Here is a 20,167-nt window from a genome sequence, read left to right as displayed (position 1 = left end):
ATTGGTTATTAGTTTATCTTAAATCTATAAATGTAATCGGCTTTCTGCTGTTGGGATGAAAAACTGTTTTAGACAAGATTTCGAAATCAATCATTTCAATTTTCGGGCTTACCCTTAGTTTTGCACGGAAATGGTCTCTTACTTCATTCACAAAATTTTCATGATCGTTCTCTGTACTCAGCTTGATAATAATTTCATCCAACCCGATCTCATTAGACTGAATAACGATCTGATAGCATAAAATAGTATTGAAATCATTTAAAATATCATTCATTGCAGGTGGATACAGCGTTGTCCCTTTATATTTGATCATCTGCTGTTTTCTTCCCACAACCGGCCCCAATCTCATGGTATTTCTTCCGCATTGACACGGTTCATAATGCGCTTTCACAATATCCCCTGTCTTGAATCTAAGCAGAGGAATAGCTTCTACCCCCAGTGTAGTAATGGTTAATTCCCCGTTTTCACCTTCCTTTACGGGCTCTTCATGATCATCTAAAATCTCTGTGATAATGAGTTCCGGATGATGGTGTCCCCCGATCTGGTATTCACATTCTGTAAAAGCCGTGCTCATTTCCGTTGATGCATACGTAGAGAACAGTTTGATATTCCATTTTTCTTTAATCTTCTGGGAAAGAATATTATCTGTAAAATCCTGATTTTTGATGCTTTCTCCTATACAAACCGCGCCGTATACACTGGAATTTTTATAATCGAGACCATGTTTTTCGGCATAATCAATCATTTTCAGAAGGAACGAAGGAACCGTAATCAGATATTTAGGCTTATACCTGAAAATAGAATCCCATTGCAGTTCAGGAATACCCGGCCCCATTCTCACTACGCTGGCCCCCATTTTTCTCAGGCCTAAAAAGTAGGCAAGACCAGCCATGAATCGTTTATCAATTGTTGTAATCATCTGCACAACGTCTCCTTTCTGAATTCCTGCACAGGCAAAAGAAATGGCTTCATTGTAGGCCAGTCTTTCCAGATCGCTGTCAGACAATCCAAAAGTCACAGGATCTCCTAAGGTTCCCGATGTAGTGCTGTAATCAACAATCTGGGTCTGAGGAATACAGAAAAAATCATCGTTATTCTGCTGCAGGTCATTTTTGGTAGTCGTCGGAATTTTCCGAAGATCTTCCAATGTCCGGATCTCCGCAGGATTGATATTGTGTTCTCTGAATAGTTTCTGATAAAAAGGTGAATGTACTTCAAGATAAGCCATAAGTTCCTGAAGCTTCTGCTCCTGAAACTTTTTTATCCCCTGAATGTCTGATTTCTCTATAGCCGGATGAAAGTCCAATGATTTTAATTTTGGACAAATTTATTAAATTGTAGCATGTATTCAGGTAAAATGTATGAATGATTTTCAACCGTAAGCTTACACAAACCTTTATCAGCTATCATCCATCCTAATAAAGTCTAGCTGATAAAAATTTGTCTATTATTATCTTTGAAAAGTAAAAGTTTGTGTATTTGTATTTCCGGCTGTATTGATTGTTGTCACTTTTAAAGTATGCAATCCTGAACCTTTGGAGCATTTTTCATCAAAAGTATAAACAAAATCATCCTTCACACGGGCAAACCGGAGCCATTTCCCATCCAGTTCTGCACGAAATGAAACAATGTCCCCGACTTTTGTGCTTCCTTTTAACCTCAAGGATCCTCCATTAATCAATACGCCATCTTTCCAACCGGGAGAAACAGAAGGCAGGCTGTTATCCAGAACCAACTTTGCTGTACCCAGTCTGTTAAACTTTCCTTCAATCCAGTCTCCGTCCCAGCCTCCTTTTATAGCTTTTGTATCACTTCCATAATCCAGCAGGATAATTACTTTCTCTTTTTCTTCCTTGTTTAGTTTTCTGCTAGGTTTTATTTTCAATGTATAATCATCGTGAACCGGAATATATGGATTGTGAAGAATAATAGTATTGGAAACCGAACCAGTTCCTACATCCGGTTTTTCGGACATGTTGAAATTTACAGCATCATAAATCTCATTTTTCCCCAACCTGAGTTCTGCATTTTCAGAGGAGATTGTTTTTTCCTGATCAGGTATCACAGCTTTATCCGTAGAAAAAACTTTATCATTAACTTTACTTAACTGAACTTTTGTTGTCAAACGGCTTGTATTTCCATTCACATCTTTCAGAATAATTTCAATATTGTGGATTTCTTCATCCTGAAGATTAATAATTCCTGATAAATTGGGACGGCTGTAATTCTGAAGTTTCATACCCGGCAAGGAAGATAAATGCTGGATCGCCGTTTTATCTCTCATAAATTTAGTGTAATCTATACAGCCATTAAGGTAGCGGGTATCATCGTAACTTACTTTGTCGATAGAAAAACCATAGATGAGCTTTCCGTCCATAAATAACTCTGCCTGATAAATTCCCAAATTGAACCCCTGATTGGCTTTATCTACAGCTTTAATTCCCAAACTTATTATTGGGGAATTAACTTTCATTACATCAGCAGTGTAATTATTTCCTGATTTTTTAACAGTAACGCCGTTAGCTCCCGGCTCATAGATACTGAAACGCCTGTTATACCAATACAATCCGCTGATTATAGGAGCTAAATGATCAGGAATGTTAAAGCCAAACAGTAAAGGATTCAGGCATTCTTCTGTTTTGGTATCCCGTATTTCAAAGTGGAGATGTGGGCCCGCCGAACCTCCTGTATTTCCGCTTAAAGCGATCAACTGTCCTTTTGCTACAGGAAACTGTCCGGGCTGGAAAGTAATATCCTGCTCCCATGTTTCATCTTTGTACTGTTTTTCTTTGAGGTATTCATCCAACTTATCATAATATTTGTTTAAGTGGGCATACACTGTTGTATAACCATTCGGATGGGTAATGTACACCGCATTTCCAAAACCATATCTTTCAACTTTAATCCTGCTTACATAACCATCCGCAGCAGCAACCACGGATAAATTTTCCTGACTGTTCGTTCTCAGATCCAGTCCCATATGAAAGTGATTGGTACGAACCGCACCAAAATTGGCGGCAAGCTGCATGGGAATATTCAGAGGGTTTCTGAAATAGTTTTGGGGATAATTATTCTGGCCCTGAATGATGATAGTGTGGATAAAACCAATAATAAGCATCAATTTGGAAAAGATTTTCATACTGCATCTGGTTTTTTAGGTCTACATTAAATATACGGGTATTCAAGCAATGATCGTGCTATTTTATTGCCGTAAACTAAGCTGGTTTTTATTTTTCAAGCGGGCTAAAGCTCATTGCTATTGAATAAAAGAACCCCAATTTGTTTGTGAACAACAGTGTTAAAACTCACTCATTCACCATTCACCATTCACTTTTTAGCATTCTCTGCATTTATATTTCTGAGATTGAAGTTTTTAATAGAAATTACCTAAATAAAACATATCTTATAAACCGACAAAATTCACTAAATTTGCAGACTTAATTAATCAACGATATTGAGATATTTACAATGAGCCAATTTAAAGAATACAAAAACCTCAACCTTATTGACGTAGCCGACAATGTAGCGGAATTTTGGAAACAGAATAAAACGTTTAGTAAAAGTGTTGAGATTCGCGAGGGCAATCCCGAGTTTGTTTTTTATGAAGGTCCGCCTTCAGCAAACGGTATGCCCGGAATTCACCACGTAATGGCCAGAGCATTAAAGGATATTTTCTGTCGTTTCCAGACGCAGAACGGAAAACAGGTTTTCCGTAAAGCGGGCTGGGATACACATGGACTTCCTGTGGAGCTGGGCGTAGAAAAGGAATTAGGAATTACCAAAGAAGATATTGGCAAAAAAATCTCTATTGAAGACTATAACAGGGCGTGCCGTGAAGCGGTAATGCGCTATACGGATGTCTGGAACGACCTTACCGAGAAAATCGGGTACTGGGTAGATCTTGAGGATCCGTATATCACCTACAAATCCAAATATATGGAAACAGTATGGTGGCTGTTGAAGCAGTTGTATGACAAAGAATTATTGTATAAAGGATACACCATTCAGCCCTATTCACCAAAGGCGGGAACAGGACTTTCATCCCATGAGCTGAACCAGCCGGGAACGTATCGTGATGTTTCTGATACTACGGTAGTGGCTCAGTTCAAAGCTAAAAAAGAATCTTCTGAGCTATTCGGTGATATAGACGGCGATGTGCATGTTCTTGCATGGACGACGACTCCATGGACGCTTCCTTCCAATACAGCCCTTGCCGTAGGAAGAGATATTGAATATGTTTTGGTAAAAACGTTCAACCAATATACTTTTGAACCGATAACGATCGTTTTATCAAGAGTTCTTTTACCAAAAGTTTTCGGTAAAAAATATACGGAAGGAACCGATGAAGATTTCGCCAATTATACTTCAGAAAGCAAAGTAATTCCGTTCAGAATTCTTAAAGAATTCACCGGAGAAAAACTTGCCGGAACACAGTATGAGCAGCTGATCCCTTGGTTTACACCGAATGACACGCCTGAAAATGCTTTCAGAGTGATCTTAGGTGATTTCGTTACTACGGAAGACGGTACAGGTATCGTTCACATCGCGCCTACTTTTGGTGCGGATGATGCCAGAGTAGCAAAAGAAGCAGGAATTCCTCCAATGTTGGTGAAAGATGAAAATGATAATCTTGTTCCTCTTGTAGATCTTCAGGGTAAATTCATCAAAGGAGAAAATGTTCCTGAAGTATTTTCAGGAAAATATATCAAGAATGAGTATTACGATGAAGGAACTGCTCCTGAAAAATCATGGGACGTAGAACTTGCGATCCTTCTGAAAACGGAGAACAAAGCTTTCAAAGTAGAAAAATATGTCCATTCATATCCACACTGCTGGAGAACAGACAAGCCGGTATTGTATTATCCGTTAGATTCATGGTTTGTGAAAATGACGGCTGTAAAAGACAGACTGGTTAACCTGAACAAAGAGATCAACTGGAAACCGAAAGCTACCGGTGAAGGACGTTTTGCCAACTGGCTGGAGAATGTAAACGACTGGAACTTATCCCGTTCAAGATACTGGGGTATTCCGTTGCCAATCTGGAGAACAGATGACCTGAAAGAAGAAAAGATCATCGGATCTGTTGAAGAGCTTTACAATGAGATTGAAAAATCTATTGCAGCAGGCTTCATGAAGGAGAATCCTTTCCAGGGATTTGTGATCGGAAATATGTCTGAGCAGAATTATGCTTTAGTTGATCTGCACAAAAATGTAGTGGATAAAGTAGTTTTAGTTTCAGATTCAGGAAAAGCAATGAATCGTGAGAGTGACCTGATCGATGTATGGTTTGATTCAGGATCAATGCCGTATGCACAGCTTCACTACCCGTTTGAAAACAAAGAAATGATTGACAGAAATAAGGCATTCCCTGCTGACTTTATTGCAGAGGGAGTTGACCAGACCCGTGGATGGTTCTATACACTTCATGCGATAGGAACTGCTGTTTTCGACTCTGTTGCTTATAAAAACGTAATGAGTAACGGTCTTGTTCTGGATAAGAACGGACAGAAGATGTCAAAACGTTTAGGAAATGCGGTAGATCCATTCGAAACCCTTTCTGTATACGGTCCGGATGCAACGAGATGGTACATGATTTCGAATGCGAATCCGTGGGAAAACCTGAAGTTTGATATTGAAGGAATTGACGAGGTGAGAAGAAAATTCTTCGGAACACTTTATAACACCTATTCGTTCTTTTCGCTTTATGCAAATGTTGACGGCTTCAATTATTCAGAAAAAGAAGTGGAAAACCGTCCGGAAATTGACCGATGGATCCTTTCTGAGCTGAATCTTTTAATTAAAGAAGTAAAAGCATTCTACGAGGATTATGAACCTACAAGAGTAGCGAGAGCCATCAATACTTTCGTTAATGACAATTTAAGTAACTGGTATGTAAGATTGTGCAGAAGACGTTTCTGGAAAGGAGATTATTCTGATGACAAAATCTCTGCTTACCAGACTTTATATACCTGCCTTGAGGTAGTGGCTAAACTGTCTGCTCCAATTGCTCCGTTCTTTATGGATCAGCTGTATCAGGACTTAAATAAAGTAACAGGAAAAGAAAACTGTGAATCTGTACACTTAACGGATTTCCCTGTCGCTGATGAAAGTTTAATCGATGAGGATCTGGTTGAAAAAACTCATCTGGCTCAGACCATCACAAGTCTGGTACTGTCTATCAGACGTGCAGAAAGCCTTAAAGTAAGACAGCCGCTTCAGAGAGTTCTGATTCCTGTTCTGGACAAGAAAACAGAAGAGCAGATCTTAGCCGTGGCAGACCTGATTAAGCAGGAAGTAAACGTAAAAGAACTACAATTAATTAATGCTGAAGAGGCATCTCATTTAATTGTAAAGCAGATAAAACCGAATTTCAAAGCACTGGGTCCTAAACTGGGCAAAGACATGAAAACGGTAGGCGGAGAGATCACCAACTTTAATGCGGAACAGATTTCCACCCTTGAAAAAGAAGGAAAAATTGATATCCAGGGATATGAAATCACCCTTGATGATGTGGAAATTTCAACGAAAGATATCCCGGGATGGACGGTTACTTCCGATGGAAAAACCACTGTGGCATTAGATTTGACGTTAACCGATGAGTTAAAATCTGAAGGAATCGCGAGGGAATTCATCAATAGAATCCAAAACCTGCGAAAAGAGAAAGATTTTGAGCTGACAGACCGAATCCAAATCTTCATTGAAGAAAATTCACCTTTCATTGAAGATATTAAGAAAAATGAGGAATATATTTCCTCCGAGGTCTTGTCAAATAAAATAGAAATTGTATCTTCACTTTCAAATTTTAACGAAATCGAAATAGATGAGGTTAATTTTAAGATAAATGTCGAAAAAAATTAACAAGTAGTTATTGTATTTCAAATTCCATTTCATAATTTTATTAAAAAAGAGAAAAGAATATGTCAGACGAAAGAGTTAGATACAGCGATGCTGATTTACAGGAATTTAAAGCGATCATTAAAGAAAAAATAGAAAAAGCTGAAAAAGATCTTCAGCTGATCAGAGAAAGTTTTATCAATGACCAGAATAATGGTACTGATGATACTTCCCCTACTTTCAAAGCTTTTGAAGAAGGAGCTGAAACGTTGAGCAAAGAACAGAACTCTATTTTGGCAGGAAGACAGGAAAAATTCGTCCGTGATCTTAAGAATGCGTTAATCAGAATCGAAAACAAAACGTACGGTGTTTGCAGAGTAACAGGAAAATTAATTCCAAAGGAAAGACTTCTGGCCGTTCCTCATGCTACGCTGAGCATTGAAGCGAAAAATATGCAGAAATAAGCCGTAAGGTTTGTAAAATAATATTGGGTTTATATCGTATTCACGGATACTATATAAACCTAATTTTTAATATACACCCATGAGCGAAGTCATTATTTTAGTTATTATCGTTGCAGCTGCCCTGCTGTTCTTCAACAGGGAATGGATCAGGAACAGATTTTTCCCGGTTCAGCATACCAACTATACGATTGATGACCAATTTAATTCCGACAAACGTGAAAGGGAAAAAGAAATCGACAAACTGTTAAGCAAAATGGGCAAAAACGGAATCAATGACCTCTCTGCTAAAGACAGAAAAAGACTTGATGAGCTGTCCAAAATGTAAAAAATAAAACAAGAAAATGGAATCTATCATAGTACATCCTAAAAACTCTATGGAGCTTAGCGCACTGAAAAGTGTTTTAAAAGAAATGAACATTAAGTTCGAAAAAGCACATGTTAAAAGTTCGTTTAACGGACAGAAAGTAATCAAAAAAGCGAGCGATAATAAAAATGTAAAAGCTTCAAAACCGTCAAAACCTAAAGGACTGTAATGAAAAAGATCTTAGCGATAACATTTCTAGTGTTATTAATTGACCAGGCTTCAAAAATTTACATCAAAACCCATTTTAATCTGGATGACAGTATTTCTGTTTTGCCAGGCTTTAAACTTACTTTCGTAGAAAATCCGGGAATGGCTTACGGGCTTCATTTCGGAGGGATTATCGGAAAATACTTTCTGGTTATCCTGAGACTATTCCTGATTGGGGGAATGGTGTATATGTTCAAAAAATGGCTGAAAGAAGGAGCTTCCAATTATCTTTTAATCCCAATGGCTATTATCTTTGCCGGAGCCATCGGAAATATTATCGATGGTATGTTCTATGGACTGATCTTCGACAGCGGAACGGTTTATGACGCAAGCATCGACCGATGGATCGGATACGGTGGAGTTTCTAAGTTCGTTCCTTTTGGCAACGGTTATTCTGCCTTTATGAAAGGATGTGTGGTAGATATGCTTCACTTCCCGCTGGTAGACTGGAACGTTCCTGAAAGTGTTCCTTTAATCGGAGGAAAACATATTGAATTTTTCAAATACATTTTCAATGTTGCCGATTCAGCGATTACCATAGGAGCAGCCTTATTATTAATATTCAGAAAAAAGGCTTTCCCTAACGGTCTTGAATTTTAAAAGGAATTCCTGATGAAAAAAATAATCAAAAATATTTTTAAAACTTTCCTGCTTCTTCTTGTTGCAGGAATTATTTTTATAGCCTGGGCTAACTACAGCATCAGGCAGGAAAGCAGCAAATTTGTATCCTATAGCATTGCAGATGTTCCCCCAACCAAAACCGCTCTCCTTCTGGGTACCGGGAAAAACCTCAGCAACGGAATGCCGAACGCTTATTTCTATAACCGTATTCAGGCAGCCGCAGATCTATATAAAAGCGGAAAAATCCAGTACATTATCGTAAGCGGGGACAACAGTACCAAAGACTATAATGAGCCGGAGGATATGCAGCTTGCTTTAGTACAGAATGGAGTTCCTCAGAACAGAATATATCTGGACCACGCAGGATTTCGTACATTAGATTCTGTAATCAGGGCTAAAGAAATCTTCGGACAGACCAAATTGGTTATCGTTTCGCAGAAGTTCCATAATGAAAGAGCTGTTTTTCTGGCCAGAAAAAACGGAATGGAGGCTTTCGGATATAATGCCCCCGATGTGAATAAATATGCAGGTTTAAAGACCAATCTGCGGGAATATTTAGCCAAAGCCAAAGTATATTGGGATCTTATTTTCAATGTTGAACCAAAATTTGGTGGAGATAGGATTGAAATAAAATGATTTTAGTACTTTTAAGATCTATAACCATGCTATGAAAAAATCTTATTTTGGACTTTTTATAACTTCTTTCCTGTTTCTCCTTTCCTGCGGTGGGAAAGATAAAGACACGGGATATACCGATATGCTTATGGGAATCTCTCAATCTTCCATTGATTCTATACGGAAGGCAGAAGATAAAAAACCGGTATATCTGAAGAAACTTACCTTTGATGTAGATTCCGCGTCATCGGTAGACTTAATGCTTCCGCTAGGCAATTATCTTAAGGAATATTCTTTTTCAAGCCCCAACATCCATCTTTCTGATCCGGAACACCCTACACAGGTGGAGGATGAATCATTGCTGCCTTTAGGAATCAGTATTAAGAATAATTTTTCTGATGATGATTCCGGGGAAGTTCTTATGATCGGGAACTCAGATAACCCCAATATTTATCCTGTTTCAGATATTAAAAAATTCAATCCGGCAGAAAAAATCCTGCTGGAAGATAAAAACACCCTGATTTTTATCGATTCTTTCGGTGATAAAAAGCTGTACTACAGACAATATGATCCTTCAGCAAAAAGATATTACCTTTACACTGCAGAAACACCAAAGTATAATGACGAAAAGCTTCAATACGCTTCATTGTTTTCAGCTTATAAGAAAGCGAGAAACCTGCTTGCCTTTGATAAAGAGACCTCTCCTGAAAATCTGACCTGGGAAAGGATAAAACCCGGACTTTCGGAAATTGAACTGAAAAGTTACGACCGTTATTACACTTCGCTTCAGAAAGAATTAAAATATTTCATGAAAGACAATGATAGTACTGATATCAAGAAGACTAATTTCGACCTATATCTCTATCGTGATAATAACCACAGCCAGAAAGGGATAGACCAGACAAAACTGCTTGCGGATTCCAATTTTTCAGGAACTTTTGAGGAGATCCCGTTTGAAAACCGCTTTACAGACGGCTATTTTCAGGGGAAATACAGATATGATGATAAGCTTAAATTTGTTAAAAGGATCAGCAGCAACAGTATTCTTGTAAGTGCAGAAGATACTGACAGCTATTCATACAGCAACCCTCCGGGGTATTTTATCATCAGTTCGATAAAGACTGGTAAAGGACAGTTTTACCTGATCAGCATGACCAATAAGGACGGCAATGATATTGTTGCTCTTATGAATGATTACTTCAGTAAACATTTAAAAATCTAATTCACCATGAAGCCAATATCTGCCCTGTTATTATGTTCTCTGATCCTATTCTCCTGCAATCCTGTTGGAGAGAAAATATCCGATGAAACCCCTGTAGATCCTCAGCTCGTCAGTACAGAAGACCATCTTGATCTGAAAAAAGGCGATGTTCTTGTGGTCTGGGGAAAGCTGGATGCCTCTTTTATTACCAATGGTATTACTCCTTCATTCAACCTGATTTACAATCTCAGCCTCGATGGAAATACGGTAAGTAATGCTACTCTGCCGATGTTTTCAGGTTCAGCAAAGAGAATCAATTCCGATTACTCGGTACAGGAAGACGAAGAAGAAGACAAACAGGAATCCACCACAGACAGTACTGAAATCAGAGAAGGAAAATTAGTGAAAGCATCCTGGCAGTTTGAACAGGAAATCACCCGTATCCCTATTGAAAAAGACGGTAAATATACCTTCGATTATAAGATAAAATCCAAAGGCAGTGACGGAGAAAGCATGTTCAATAAAGCCGCGATTATTTTAAGGAAGAATTAAGCTTTTATTTTTTTATCATTCAGTGTCTGGTAGGCAATATAATATATTCCGTAAAAGACAATAACCGTCAGAATCAGGGCAATGGAAGCTGTGTTTTTCAGGAAATCCATGACGTAATCTTTAAAGATAAATTCCTGTGCGTAAATTCCGCTGTAGAAAGGATATACTTTTATAGCGGTTACAATCAGTCCTAAAACCAAAGGGAAAATCCAGGTGAATCTTTTGATGTAGGCTACAGTAACAAAAGCAGCAATATAGATAACGCACGACAGAATATCGTCCGTCTTTCCGGCCATAATTCCTTTTCTGAACTGAAAAAGCAGAAGCAATGTTATAACAGCAAGGTGTATTTTCTTTGCTTTGTTGGTATTGGCAGGAGCCAGGAATTTAATTTTATCATCAAACCGGATCATTAAAAGTGAAATAATATTAACGACAGGAATCCAGACCGAAGCGCCGGCAGCACCGTAATATTTATTTTTCAGAATACTTCTTTCTTTTAAAAACTGTCCTGTAAACCTGGAGCTGATCACAAAGAATATAATCAGAACTATCGTACTGATCCATCCGAACATATTCATATTTTTTCCAAAGAAATCCAATTCAAGCTTGAATGCACTTTCAAGAAGGGCAAAAAAGACAAATATCACACTGGTGATCATAATGAAAGAAGTTGTCCAGAAATATCGCCCGGCGTATTCCAAAGCATTTTTTGAAAACGTATAAATATTTTCACCTTTCATGATACATCCCGTCAAAAATAAAAACGCTCCTAAATAAGCTGTACTTTTGATGCTGCTAAGGAAATAGTAAATCAATGTGACGATAAATTCCGTTGATTTTGAATCATAAGAAGCAGAACCAATCAGATTTTCTATAAATCCTAAATCTGAATGATATAAAGAAAATAAAGCTAAATTCAACAGAAAAAGTTTTCCAATGATATTTTTACCTTCTGGTTTTTCTTCAGCCTGATACCTTTTGGCAATAACCCATACCGCGATAAGCTGCAGAATAAGGTAGGTCCATTTTCTCAGGGTAACAGAATTGATACGTTCTTCAAACGAAACATAATAATCCACTATATCACGAATGTCTTTCATAAAGAAACAGAACATCAACAGAAACGGAAGGATAATGAGAACAGACTTCCATCGTTTATTCACGATAAAATACCACAGAAAAAATAATGCATTGAGCGCATATGACAGATTATCCAGTATTTTAGAGAAAGTATTGGGCTGCTCAGGATCAAAATATCGGGTCACAAAATCTGTAACCAGGCAGATTAGAAATAAAACCCAAAGGCTTTTAACGGCTTTGAAAAGCTTCAACGACAAAAAATGGTTATTTTCCATATTACAATGGTGTTTTTACAAATATAATCTAAAAATTGGTTACAGAGGTTTCTAAAACATCCGTCTTAAAAAGAATTTGCCAGCCACTGCAATCTTTAGTATTTTTGTTTTTTATTTTTTAATCAAATAATTTAAACAAATGTCAAGAATTCTTACCGGCATTCAAGCCACCGGAACTCCCCATCTTGGAAATCTTCTTGGGGCCATCATTCCTGCAATTGAACTTTCCAAACAGGAAGGAAATGAATCATTTTTATTTATTGCGAATCTTCATACACTTACCCAGATTAAAGATGCGCAGACGTTAAGACAAAATACCTACGAGATTGCTGCGGCTTGGCTTGCTTGTGGACTAGATACCGAAAAAACATTTTTCTACAGACAGAGTGATATCCCTGAAACCTGTGAACTATCTTGGCATTTATCATGTTTTTTTCCTTATCAAAGATTAACATTAGCTCATTCATTCAAAGATAAAGCAGACCGTCTTCAGGATGTAAATGCAGGGTTGTTTACATATCCAATCCTTATGGCTGCTGATATTTTATTATATGATGCGGAGATCGTTCCTGTAGGAAAAGACCAGCTTCAGCATCTGGAGTTTGCAAGAGACGTAGCTTCAAGGTTTAACAATCAGATGGGAGAAATTCTTGTTCTTCCTCAGTCTGAACTTCAGGAAGACACAAAATATGTTCCCGGAACAGACGGCCAGAAAATGTCAAAATCCAGAGGAAACATTATCAATATTTTCCTTCCTGAAAAAGAACTGAAAAAACAGGTCATGAGCATTGAAACGGATTCCAAGGCTCTGGAAGAGCCTAAAGATCCTGAAACCGACAAAGTTTTTGCCATCTATCAGCTGATTGCTACTCCTGAACAAACCGAAGAGCTGAGAGCAAAATATCTTGCCGGAAACTTTGGATACGGACATGCTAAAAAAGAATTGCTGGATCTTATCCTGGTTAGTTTTGCCAAAGAAAGAGAAACGTTCGCTTATTATATGAACAATCTTGATGAGCTGGAAACAAAACTGCAGCAGGGTGCTGAGAAAACCAGACCTGTTGCTCTGGAAACCCTTAAAAGAGTAAGAACAAGTTTAGGATTTTAATTCTGAATTTTAAAAATATAAGAAACAGGCTGCATCAGTTTTGATACAGCCTGTTTTTTTATTGTATGGCTCTTTTCAGGTTTTATTTTTTGTAAGAATGAAGCTGTGCATTCCTTCTTCAAACTTATAAATCATCTCCCAGCCCGGATATTGTTTGATGATAGTCTTAATAATCGACAATCCCAGTCCGGTAGAGCTATGATCTGATCCCTGCTTATAAAAACGGGTGAAAATTCTTGAAGAATCCAGAGGCTCAGAAGCTCCGGTATTCCGGAAGATTATCCTGTTATCTTCAATGACAATATCTACAGCTCCTTCCTGATAAGTATATTTCACAGCATTTTTAAGCAGGTTGGAAAGCAGAATATCCGCAAGATCAGGATTGAAGTCCGCGATAAAATATCCTTTTTCCTCTGTGCTTACTTTAATTTTTTTAAACTCAATAAAGTCTTCGTAATTTTTTATCAGCTCAGAAATCTTTTCATTAAAATCCAGTTTTGAGGTTTGATTAAACTGGCTGTTTTCAATTTTAGAAAGCATCAGAAGAGACTTGTTCAGCCCTGTCAGCCTCCGTAGATCGCCTTTTACTTCGGTAAGAAGATGAAGACTGTTTTTGTCAAGATTTTCATTCTGAACCGCCAGATCAATCTTATTGATCACAATGGCCAAAGGGGTCTGAAGTTCATGCGATGCATTTTCAATAAACTGCTTCTGCTGATGAAAAACCAGTTCATTCCGCTCTATCATCTCATTGATTTCTACATTCAGCTCCTCAAACTCCGTAATTGAATAATCCTGAGATTCCTGAACAGAAGAGATCCCGAACTGATACTTTTTAAGCTTATCCAGGATTGCATAAAAAGGCCGCATTGCTTTATTCAAAAGATATCCATTGACCACCACAATACTGATGACAAGCAAAATATACAGTACAATTAAAGCTGTTGTGAGATCATACACCAATTCATCCTGTTCCACAGTGGATGTTCGTATTTCCAGGCGTTGACGTTTTCCGAACTGATCGATAAAATCCGTTTCAAGAACCCTGTAAGGCTGATCCTTATCATCATACTCCATATAAAACATTTTATTATACAGCCTGTTCTTCTCTTTATATTCCGATTCTGAAATAGGTTTGATTTTGAATTCATTAAATCCGAAATCTTTGCTATCCAATAGTTTAGGATCATGATAAACAGCCTTAATAATCTGTATTTTGCGGTCTTTCAGTCCATCATCCACATTATCATAGACCTCATCCAGAATATAGGCATAGAAAAGTCCTGCCCATACTGCAATAATCAGCAGAAGGATGACGATCAGATATTTTATCGTGTAATATTTTAATGAAACTTTCATCAGACAAATTTATATCCTATTCCGTAAACAGCCTGAAAATCGGCTTCTGCATGAAGTGCTTTTAATTTTTTGCGGAGATTTTTAATCTGGGAATAAATAAAATCCAGACTGTCAGCCTGATCAATATAATCTCCCCATATCGCTTCTGCCAAGGTAGTTTTCTGAAGCGTTTTTTCCGGCTGAATCACAAAATAGTATAACAGATCATATTCTTTCCTGTTCAGAACCAACTCTTCACTGCCTACTTTCACAATCCTGTTTTCCGGATCAACAGAAATATTCTTGTATATGATTGTATTTTCCCCGTCCTGATTCTTTCTGCGGATTACAGAACGGATTCTCGCCATCAATTCTGCAAGATGGAATGGTTTCGCCAGATAATCATCTGCCCCTATTTCCAGCCCGGCCACTTTATCATCTACAGAGTCTTTAGCCGATAAAATGATCACAGGATCTTTTTTATGCATTTTTTTGATCTCCCTCAACAGTTCAATACCGTTTCCGTCCGGGAGCATAATATCCAGAAGGATACAGTCATATTCATAAGAAATGATCTTTTCAAGCCCCGAGCTGTAGTCTTCAGCATATTCCACAATAAACTGTTCAGCTTCCAGAAAACTCTGTACAGTTTCCCGCAGTTGTGGTTCGTCCTCTATGATTAATATCTTCATACCAATTGTAGTTTATCTGCAGTCAGCAGGAATGGTTCCGTTAAACACTATCAAATATATAAAATTATAACCTCCCGATCTGGAGGCTATAATTGATCTTTTATTTAAAAATTGGTTTTTATATGTCGTCCGTCTGCATCAAAAGTGAGGCAAAGGCCATTCATCAGACTTATTTTGTAAGCATTGAATTTTTTCTCAATAGAATCTACAATGCTGCATGGATAGTGTTTTGTTAAAAAAGACACTATTATTTTTCTTACTCTTCCGGATGAAGTATTTCCTCCGTTTCCGTTGATTATATTCCAGTTTACCATAATATCAGGATTTAAAGTGTTCATCAATACGTTGTATTAGTCATCAATTTTTTTGAAGTTTCCTTTGCTGTCGAATTCCAGATCCAGACCGTTGGAAAGTTCTGCTTTGTAAGACCATCTTTCCTTCTCAATTTTCACGATATACGTATTCGGAAAGTTCTTGGAAGCATAATTTCTGATGGAAGCGGGGATAAATCCATATGGTAGTTTCTGATGTTTTCCGTCTACTTCTTTCCAGTTTCCGCTGCTGTCAAATTCTACTTTCGTTCCATTAGCCAGATATACTTTATATTCATCAACACCATAGATCGCTCTGTCTTCAATGACTGAACCTACAGCAATTCCTTTAAAGTTAGCAGCAAGAAAGTTCTTTGCGGTTTTGGGAAGCTGATTGGCATTGATGGCTCTGTCCTGTGCGAATATAAAACCACTTGCCATCATAAAGATTAACATAAATGCTCCGGTAATTTTTCTAAAATTTTTCATAATGCTATATTTTTCTGTTGTTATTCTGGAGCAAAGTTCAGAATCAATTTGGGAAAGAATTAGGAAAGGAAGAAAATGAATGAAAAAAATAAGAATGTAGATATTGGTTATGATCAATACATTTTCTCAACGCAAAGTCGGTGATTGACACCGTTGATTTCAGAAAGTAAAAAAGGACATCAACTCTGTCGAATCGATGAAGCAGATATATTAACCAATTAAAAAATCTGCTGATTTATGAGGGAAATTTTCGCCCGCAGATCGAGCAGATAACGCAGATATTTTACTTTCTGCGTATTATTATTTTGCTGTAAAACATTATAAGTTTTTGAAACCTATACCTTTTATTTTTAGCGTAAACATCTTCTGATTTGAGAGATAAAATATTCCCAAATCAGAAGATGCTTTTATGTTAAGAGTTATTACAGATATTCTTTAATCTGTTGAAGGTGGGTAATAGCTTTCAGCCCATCCCTCTGTTTATCTTCCTTATAAACATTGAAAAAGATGGCATCCATTCCGAAATCTGTTGCTCCCATAGCATCTGCAATCCAGCCATCACCAATCAGAATACTTTCTTCTTTTTTCGCTTCAGAAAGTGCCAAGGAATATTCGAAAATTTTAGGATCAGGCTTTCTTATCCCTATGGCATCTGCACTGGTAATGGTTTTGAAATAAGGGGCAATTCCGGATAGCGTACATTTTCTTTCCGTTACTTCCTGAAAACCATTGGAAATAATGTGAAGGGTATAATTTTTCGCCTTTAAATATTCCAGAACATCTTCTGCTCCTTCTACCAATTCATTATAACCCACGATATTATCGAGGAAATTTTCTTCAAAATAAAGGGAAAGTTCTTTATTATCTACTCCAAAATGCTGAAAAGTATCATAAAAACGATGTTCTCTCAGGTATTCTTTACCAATAATTCCGTCTCTGATCTTTTCCCAGAGATCTTCGTTGATGTCATGGTAGACGGAATGAAACTCTTCAAAGTCAATATTATATCTCGAAGTGATATCCTGAGCTTCAAAAAGATCCTTAATAGTCAGATAGGCATTTCTGCGGTGATCCCAAAGCGTATTGTCGAGATCAAAAAAAACGTGCTGCATTTTCATACAGCACAAAGTTAATCATTTTAATTTTTCAAAATAGGATAACTTTTGCCCTTGCTTTTCACAATTTCAATGCTTTTGGAAAAGTTGAGCAAAAAATCAATTGTTTGTTTCTTAGGTTTCAAAGTTTTCACTTTTAAGGAATCATTTTTTTTCATAGGCGAAGAATGTTTTCCTTTAAACGTGAAATTTTTAAAAATATTATCCTATCGTGTCAATACAATATTATTTTCATCCATGATTTTTCTCAGGTTAATCAGTGCATACCGCACTCTGCCCAAGGTGGTATTAATACTCATATTGGTATGATCAGCGATTTCTTTGAAGCTTAACCCGTCAAAAAATCTTAATTTGATCACTTCCTGCTGATTTTGTGGTAAAAACTGAAGCATTCTCAGTAAATCCTCCTGAATCTGAAGAGTAACCAATTGATCTTCAATATTTTCCGAAGGTTCTCTGATCAGATCAAAAATAGAATACTCATCGGTTTCAAAAGTTGTTTCTGAAACTTTGACGTTTTTTGCTTTCACTCTGAAATGATCAATAATAAGGTTGTGTGCGATCCGCTTTGCCCAAAGAATGAATTTTCCTTCTTCGTTGTAACGTCCTTCTTTCAACATCACGATAATCTTCATGAATGTGTCCTGAAAAACATCATTGGCCAGATCTTCATCATTAATTTTGTAAAAAATGAATGTAAACAGTTCTCTCTGATGACGATGGATAAGGGTTGATAAGGCCTCCTCGTCTCCTTTCTGGTAAAGGGAAATTAGTAAGCTGTCCGTTTTTGATTTCATAACTCTTCTCAATAATAAAATATTTGCAGACCAGCAATTCTCCAGATATTTCATCTGGCTCTAGCCGTAAATACAAAACAGTTTTTTAGAGTAAAGTAAAATCAATAGGCGGTACAATTATTATATGGTGTAAATATAATAATTTTTTAATAACTGTTAACCTATTATTAATTTTTTCCAAAAAAATTTAAAAAAAATCACTTAAACATATCGTGAATAAAGACAGTAGGGACATTTAATGTAAAATTAATATTTAGTCCTTTCATCTCTTTTCCGTTTAATCTGGTATCTCCAATCGGAAAAGCATACCCTCCGGTAAGATCCAGCATCCCAAAAAGTGTAACGCCCACTTTGGGAGCAACATATTTATTCGTTCCTTCTGCACCTACCAGAAAATAATAAGAATGATAAAAATCTACGTTTTTTTCGAAATTAAGAAGAACATCTGCCTGAAGTTTCGGCATGATAGCAAATTTTGAATTTGTAGAACCCATCATAGCTGATGCTCCAAGCCTGTAAATCACATCATCATTCTTCAGGAAAAGCAGTTTCCCGCCCACGTCTCCAAAACTCTGGTTCTGGTATGTATATCCTACACTGACCATCTTATGCATCGTGTACTGTGCTTTGGCCGCTATGCTCAGGAAAAATATTGAAAGTAGGGTAACCGCCGTTCTAAAACTCATCATCTTTAATTTATTTATAATGTAAAATTAAAAAAAACTGCCTTACCCGAAGATAAAGCAGTCTATTTATTCTATATGAAGAGAAAATTAAATTCCGAAAGCGGCTTTAATCTCATCTACTTTATCTAATTTTTCCCATGTAAAGAATTCAAGATCTTTCAGGGTAATCTCATTTTTCTGGCCTTTGTTGAACGTTTTGTCAGCTACATAATGTTCTTTCCCCATATGCCCGTAAGAAGCTGTTTCCTGATAGATTGGGTTTCTTAATTTCAGATGCTGCTCAATAGCATAAGGTCTTAAATCAAAAATAGAAGATACTTTTTTAGCAATATCACCATCGTGAAGATCTACTTTTGCGGTTCCATATGTATTGATATATAAACCACAAGGCTCAGCTACCCCAATTGCATAAGAAACCTGTACCAAAACTTCATCAGCGATCCCTGCTGCCACAAGGTTTTTTGCAATGTGTCTGGTAGCGTATGCTGCACTTCTGTCCACTTTTGAAGGATCTTTTCCAGAGAAAGCACCACCACCGTGAGCTCCTTTTCCTCCGTAAGTATCAACGATGATTTTTCTTCCTGTAAGACCTGTATCTCCGTGAGGACCTCCGATTACAAACTTACCCGTTGGGTTGATATGATATTTGATCTCGTCATTAAATAAAGCTTTGATATCATCAGACTGTTGTGCCACCACTCTTGGAATAAGAATATTCTTGATATCTTCACGAATTTTGTTCAGCATTTCCTCTTCTGTTCCGAAATCATCATGCTGGGTAGATACTACGATAGAGTCAATTCTTACCGGCTTGTGGTCATCAGAATACTCAATTGTTACCTGGCTTTTTGCATCTGGTCTAAGGTAAGCAATTTCTTTACCCTCTCTTCTTACTGCAGAAAGTTCTTTAAGGATAGTATGAGCAAGATCCAATGCAAGCGGCATATAATTAGCCGTTTCATTGGTTGCATATCCGAACATCATCCCCTGGTCTCCAGCTCCCTGTGCGTTAGCTTTTGCTTCGAAAGACTCATCGTTTACTGCTCTGTCAACTCCTTGGTTGATATCCGGAGACTGTTCGTGAATGGCAGAAATAACCCCGCACGAATCTCCGTTAAACATATATTCTCCTTTGGTATACCCTATTCCGTTGATCACATCTCTTGCGATGGTCTGTACATCAAGATAGGCATCAGATTTTACTTCTCCGGCCAAAACAACCTGCCCCGTAGTTACCAATGTTTCACAGGCTACTTTAGAGTCTTTGTCATAAGCCAGAAAATGATCGATTAAAGCATCGGAGATCTGATCGGCGATTTTATCCGGATGTCCTTCTGAAACTGATTCAGACGTAAATAAATAAGACATATTATTCTTTGTTTTTTTAGATTAAAAAATAGAGGAAGAAAATTAAG

Annotated in this window: 20 protein-coding genes; 9 read left to right on the top strand and 11 right to left on the bottom strand. The window is 37.3% G+C overall.

The genetic code is table 11. The annotated features are described in order from the left end of the window. Positions 1-13: 13 nt before the first annotated feature. Both J2Y40_RS12465 and J2Y40_RS12460 read right to left on the bottom strand, forming a co-directional pair. Complete coding sequence (locus tag J2Y40_RS12465) at positions 14-1,306, bottom strand: phenylacetate--CoA ligase family protein (RefSeq protein WP_153396257.1); 1,293 nt, start codon at positions 1,304-1,306, stop codon at positions 14-16. Positions 1,307-1,450: 144 nt separating this feature from the next. Beyond that, positions 1,451-3,139 carry a M23 family metallopeptidase gene (locus J2Y40_RS12460; RefSeq protein ID WP_153396259.1) on the bottom strand — a complete coding sequence of 563 codons (1,689 nt, stop codon included), beginning with the start codon at positions 3,137-3,139 and terminating at the stop codon, positions 1,451-1,453. Between the two features lie 329 nt (positions 3,140-3,468). Here J2Y40_RS12460 and ileS point away from each other — a divergent pair, with 329 nt between their 5' ends. From ileS to J2Y40_RS12420, 8 genes are all read left to right on the top strand, one after another. Beyond that, on the top strand, positions 3,469-6,858 hold the full coding sequence (gene ileS, locus J2Y40_RS12455) for an isoleucine--tRNA ligase (protein ID WP_309999226.1): 3,390 nt from the start codon (positions 3,469-3,471) through the stop codon (positions 6,856-6,858). A gap of 59 nt (positions 6,859-6,917) precedes the next feature. Beyond that, positions 6,918-7,298, top strand: coding sequence for a TraR/DksA C4-type zinc finger protein (locus J2Y40_RS12450; RefSeq protein WP_002983772.1), 381 nt, complete (start codon positions 6,918-6,920; stop codon positions 7,296-7,298). A 79-nt stretch (positions 7,299-7,377) separates the two neighbouring features. Then, a complete protein-coding gene (locus tag J2Y40_RS12445) occupies positions 7,378-7,623 on the top strand; it encodes a DUF6576 domain-containing protein (RefSeq protein ID WP_153396263.1) in 246 nt (81 codons plus the stop codon). A 16-nt stretch (positions 7,624-7,639) separates the two neighbouring features. Continuing rightward, positions 7,640-7,831 carry a DUF2683 family protein gene (locus J2Y40_RS12440; protein WP_153396264.1) on the top strand — a complete coding sequence of 64 codons (192 nt, stop codon included), beginning with the start codon at positions 7,640-7,642 and terminating at the stop codon, positions 7,829-7,831. Continuing rightward, the gene (locus J2Y40_RS12435) at positions 7,831-8,469 is read left to right on the top strand and encodes a lipoprotein signal peptidase (RefSeq protein ID WP_153396266.1); all 639 of its coding nucleotides are present in this window, start codon (positions 7,831-7,833) and stop codon (positions 8,467-8,469) included. The genes J2Y40_RS12440 and J2Y40_RS12435 overlap by 1 nt, the downstream gene beginning before the upstream one ends. Before the next feature lie 12 nt (positions 8,470-8,481). Next, entirely contained in the window at positions 8,482-9,126 is a 645-nt protein-coding gene (locus J2Y40_RS12430; protein ID WP_153396268.1) for a vancomycin high temperature exclusion protein, read from the top strand. Positions 9,127-9,157: 31 nt separating this feature from the next. Beyond that, complete coding sequence (locus J2Y40_RS12425; RefSeq protein ID WP_153396270.1) at positions 9,158-10,327, top strand: hypothetical protein; 1,170 nt, start codon at positions 9,158-9,160, stop codon at positions 10,325-10,327. A gap of 6 nt (positions 10,328-10,333) precedes the next feature. Then, positions 10,334-10,858, top strand: a complete 525-nt coding sequence (locus tag J2Y40_RS12420) for a hypothetical protein (RefSeq protein WP_153396272.1) — start codon at positions 10,334-10,336, stop codon at positions 10,856-10,858. On the opposite strand, the gene J2Y40_RS12415 is transcribed toward J2Y40_RS12420, so the two are convergent. Continuing rightward, positions 10,855-12,216: a hypothetical protein gene (locus J2Y40_RS12415; protein WP_153396274.1), complete on the bottom strand. Its 1,362-nt coding sequence runs from the start codon at positions 12,214-12,216 to the stop codon at positions 10,855-10,857. The genes J2Y40_RS12420 and J2Y40_RS12415 overlap by 4 nt on opposite strands. Before the next feature lie 139 nt (positions 12,217-12,355). Between J2Y40_RS12415 and trpS the strand changes: the two genes are divergently transcribed. Next, complete coding sequence (trpS, locus tag J2Y40_RS12410; protein WP_309999220.1) at positions 12,356-13,324, top strand: tryptophan--tRNA ligase; 969 nt, start codon at positions 12,356-12,358, stop codon at positions 13,322-13,324. Positions 13,325-13,399: 75 nt separating this feature from the next. Here trpS and J2Y40_RS12405 read toward each other — a convergent pair whose 3' ends face one another. From J2Y40_RS12405 to metK, 8 genes are all read right to left on the bottom strand, one after another. After that, positions 13,400-14,683 (bottom strand): HAMP domain-containing sensor histidine kinase, encoded by a 1,284-nt coding sequence (locus J2Y40_RS12405; RefSeq protein ID WP_309999217.1) that lies wholly within the window; start codon positions 14,681-14,683, stop codon positions 13,400-13,402. Continuing rightward, entirely contained in the window at positions 14,683-15,354 is a 672-nt protein-coding gene (locus J2Y40_RS12400) for a response regulator transcription factor (protein ID WP_153396280.1), read from the bottom strand. Before J2Y40_RS12400 ends, J2Y40_RS12405 begins: the two co-directional genes overlap by 1 nt. A 104-nt stretch (positions 15,355-15,458) precedes the next feature. Beyond that, complete coding sequence (locus tag J2Y40_RS12395; protein WP_153396282.1) at positions 15,459-15,692, bottom strand: hypothetical protein; 234 nt, start codon at positions 15,690-15,692, stop codon at positions 15,459-15,461. 12 nt (positions 15,693-15,704) lie between these two features. Beyond that, positions 15,705-16,154, bottom strand: coding sequence for a PepSY-like domain-containing protein (locus tag J2Y40_RS12390; protein WP_153396284.1), 450 nt, complete (start codon positions 16,152-16,154; stop codon positions 15,705-15,707). 422 nt (positions 16,155-16,576) lie between these two features. Further along, on the bottom strand, positions 16,577-17,272 hold the full coding sequence (locus J2Y40_RS12385; RefSeq protein ID WP_309999214.1) for a YjjG family noncanonical pyrimidine nucleotidase: 696 nt from the start codon (positions 17,270-17,272) through the stop codon (positions 16,577-16,579). Between the two features lie 203 nt (positions 17,273-17,475). Continuing rightward, a complete protein-coding gene (locus J2Y40_RS12380) occupies positions 17,476-18,066 on the bottom strand; it encodes an RNA polymerase sigma factor (RefSeq protein WP_153396288.1) in 591 nt (196 codons plus the stop codon). A 197-nt stretch (positions 18,067-18,263) separates the two neighbouring features. Beyond that, on the bottom strand, positions 18,264-18,755 hold the full coding sequence (locus J2Y40_RS12375) for a hypothetical protein (RefSeq protein WP_153396290.1): 492 nt from the start codon (positions 18,753-18,755) through the stop codon (positions 18,264-18,266). 84 nt (positions 18,756-18,839) lie between these two features. Then, entirely contained in the window at positions 18,840-20,120 is a 1,281-nt protein-coding gene (metK, locus tag J2Y40_RS12370; RefSeq protein ID WP_309999209.1) for a methionine adenosyltransferase, read from the bottom strand. Between the last annotated feature and the right edge of the window lie 47 nt (positions 20,121-20,167).

The organism is Chryseobacterium sp. 2987 (genome assembly GCF_031456375.1).
In the GTDB taxonomy this organism is placed as follows: Bacteria; Bacteroidota; Bacteroidia; order Flavobacteriales; family Weeksellaceae; genus Chryseobacterium; species Chryseobacterium vaccae.
The sequence above is the reverse complement of the archived record's forward strand: the minus strand, read 5'-3'. Positions and strand labels throughout refer to the sequence as shown.

What these genes read in the sequence shown, in the direction of transcription:
- J2Y40_RS12460 (WP_153396259.1), bottom strand. Translation starts at nt 3,139, where the DNA reads ATGAAAATCTTTTCCAAATTGATGCTTATTATTGGTTTTATCCACACT.
- ileS (WP_309999226.1), top strand. Translation starts at nt 3,469, where the DNA reads ATGAGCCAATTTAAAGAATACAAAAACCTCAACCTTATTGACGTAGCC.
- J2Y40_RS12450 (WP_002983772.1), top strand. Translation starts at nt 6,918, where the DNA reads ATGTCAGACGAAAGAGTTAGATACAGCGATGCTGATTTACAGGAATTT.
- J2Y40_RS12445 (WP_153396263.1), top strand. Translation starts at nt 7,378, where the DNA reads ATGAGCGAAGTCATTATTTTAGTTATTATCGTTGCAGCTGCCCTGCTG.
- J2Y40_RS12440 (WP_153396264.1), top strand. Translation starts at nt 7,640, where the DNA reads ATGGAATCTATCATAGTACATCCTAAAAACTCTATGGAGCTTAGCGCA.
- J2Y40_RS12435 (WP_153396266.1), top strand. Translation starts at nt 7,831, where the DNA reads ATGAAAAAGATCTTAGCGATAACATTTCTAGTGTTATTAATTGACCAG.
- J2Y40_RS12430 (WP_153396268.1), top strand. Translation starts at nt 8,482, where the DNA reads ATGAAAAAAATAATCAAAAATATTTTTAAAACTTTCCTGCTTCTTCTT.
- J2Y40_RS12425 (WP_153396270.1), top strand. Translation starts at nt 9,158, where the DNA reads ATGAAAAAATCTTATTTTGGACTTTTTATAACTTCTTTCCTGTTTCTC.
- J2Y40_RS12420 (WP_153396272.1), top strand. Translation starts at nt 10,334, where the DNA reads ATGAAGCCAATATCTGCCCTGTTATTATGTTCTCTGATCCTATTCTCC.
- J2Y40_RS12415 (WP_153396274.1), bottom strand. Translation starts at nt 12,216, where the DNA reads ATGGAAAATAACCATTTTTTGTCGTTGAAGCTTTTCAAAGCCGTTAAA.
- trpS (WP_309999220.1), top strand. Translation starts at nt 12,356, where the DNA reads ATGTCAAGAATTCTTACCGGCATTCAAGCCACCGGAACTCCCCATCTT.
- J2Y40_RS12405 (WP_309999217.1), bottom strand. Translation starts at nt 14,683, where the DNA reads ATGAAAGTTTCATTAAAATATTACACGATAAAATATCTGATCGTCATC.
- J2Y40_RS12400 (WP_153396280.1), bottom strand. Translation starts at nt 15,354, where the DNA reads ATGAAGATATTAATCATAGAGGACGAACCACAACTGCGGGAAACTGTA.
- J2Y40_RS12395 (WP_153396282.1), bottom strand. Translation starts at nt 15,692, where the DNA reads ATGAACACTTTAAATCCTGATATTATGGTAAACTGGAATATAATCAAC.
- J2Y40_RS12390 (WP_153396284.1), bottom strand. Translation starts at nt 16,154, where the DNA reads ATGAAAAATTTTAGAAAAATTACCGGAGCATTTATGTTAATCTTTATG.
- J2Y40_RS12385 (WP_309999214.1), bottom strand. Translation starts at nt 17,272, where the DNA reads ATGAAAATGCAGCACGTTTTTTTTGATCTCGACAATACGCTTTGGGAT.
- J2Y40_RS12380 (WP_153396288.1), bottom strand. Translation starts at nt 18,066, where the DNA reads ATGAAATCAAAAACGGACAGCTTACTAATTTCCCTTTACCAGAAAGGA.
- J2Y40_RS12375 (WP_153396290.1), bottom strand. Translation starts at nt 18,755, where the DNA reads ATGATGAGTTTTAGAACGGCGGTTACCCTACTTTCAATATTTTTCCTG.
- metK (WP_309999209.1), bottom strand. Translation starts at nt 20,120, where the DNA reads ATGTCTTATTTATTTACGTCTGAATCAGTTTCAGAAGGACATCCGGAT.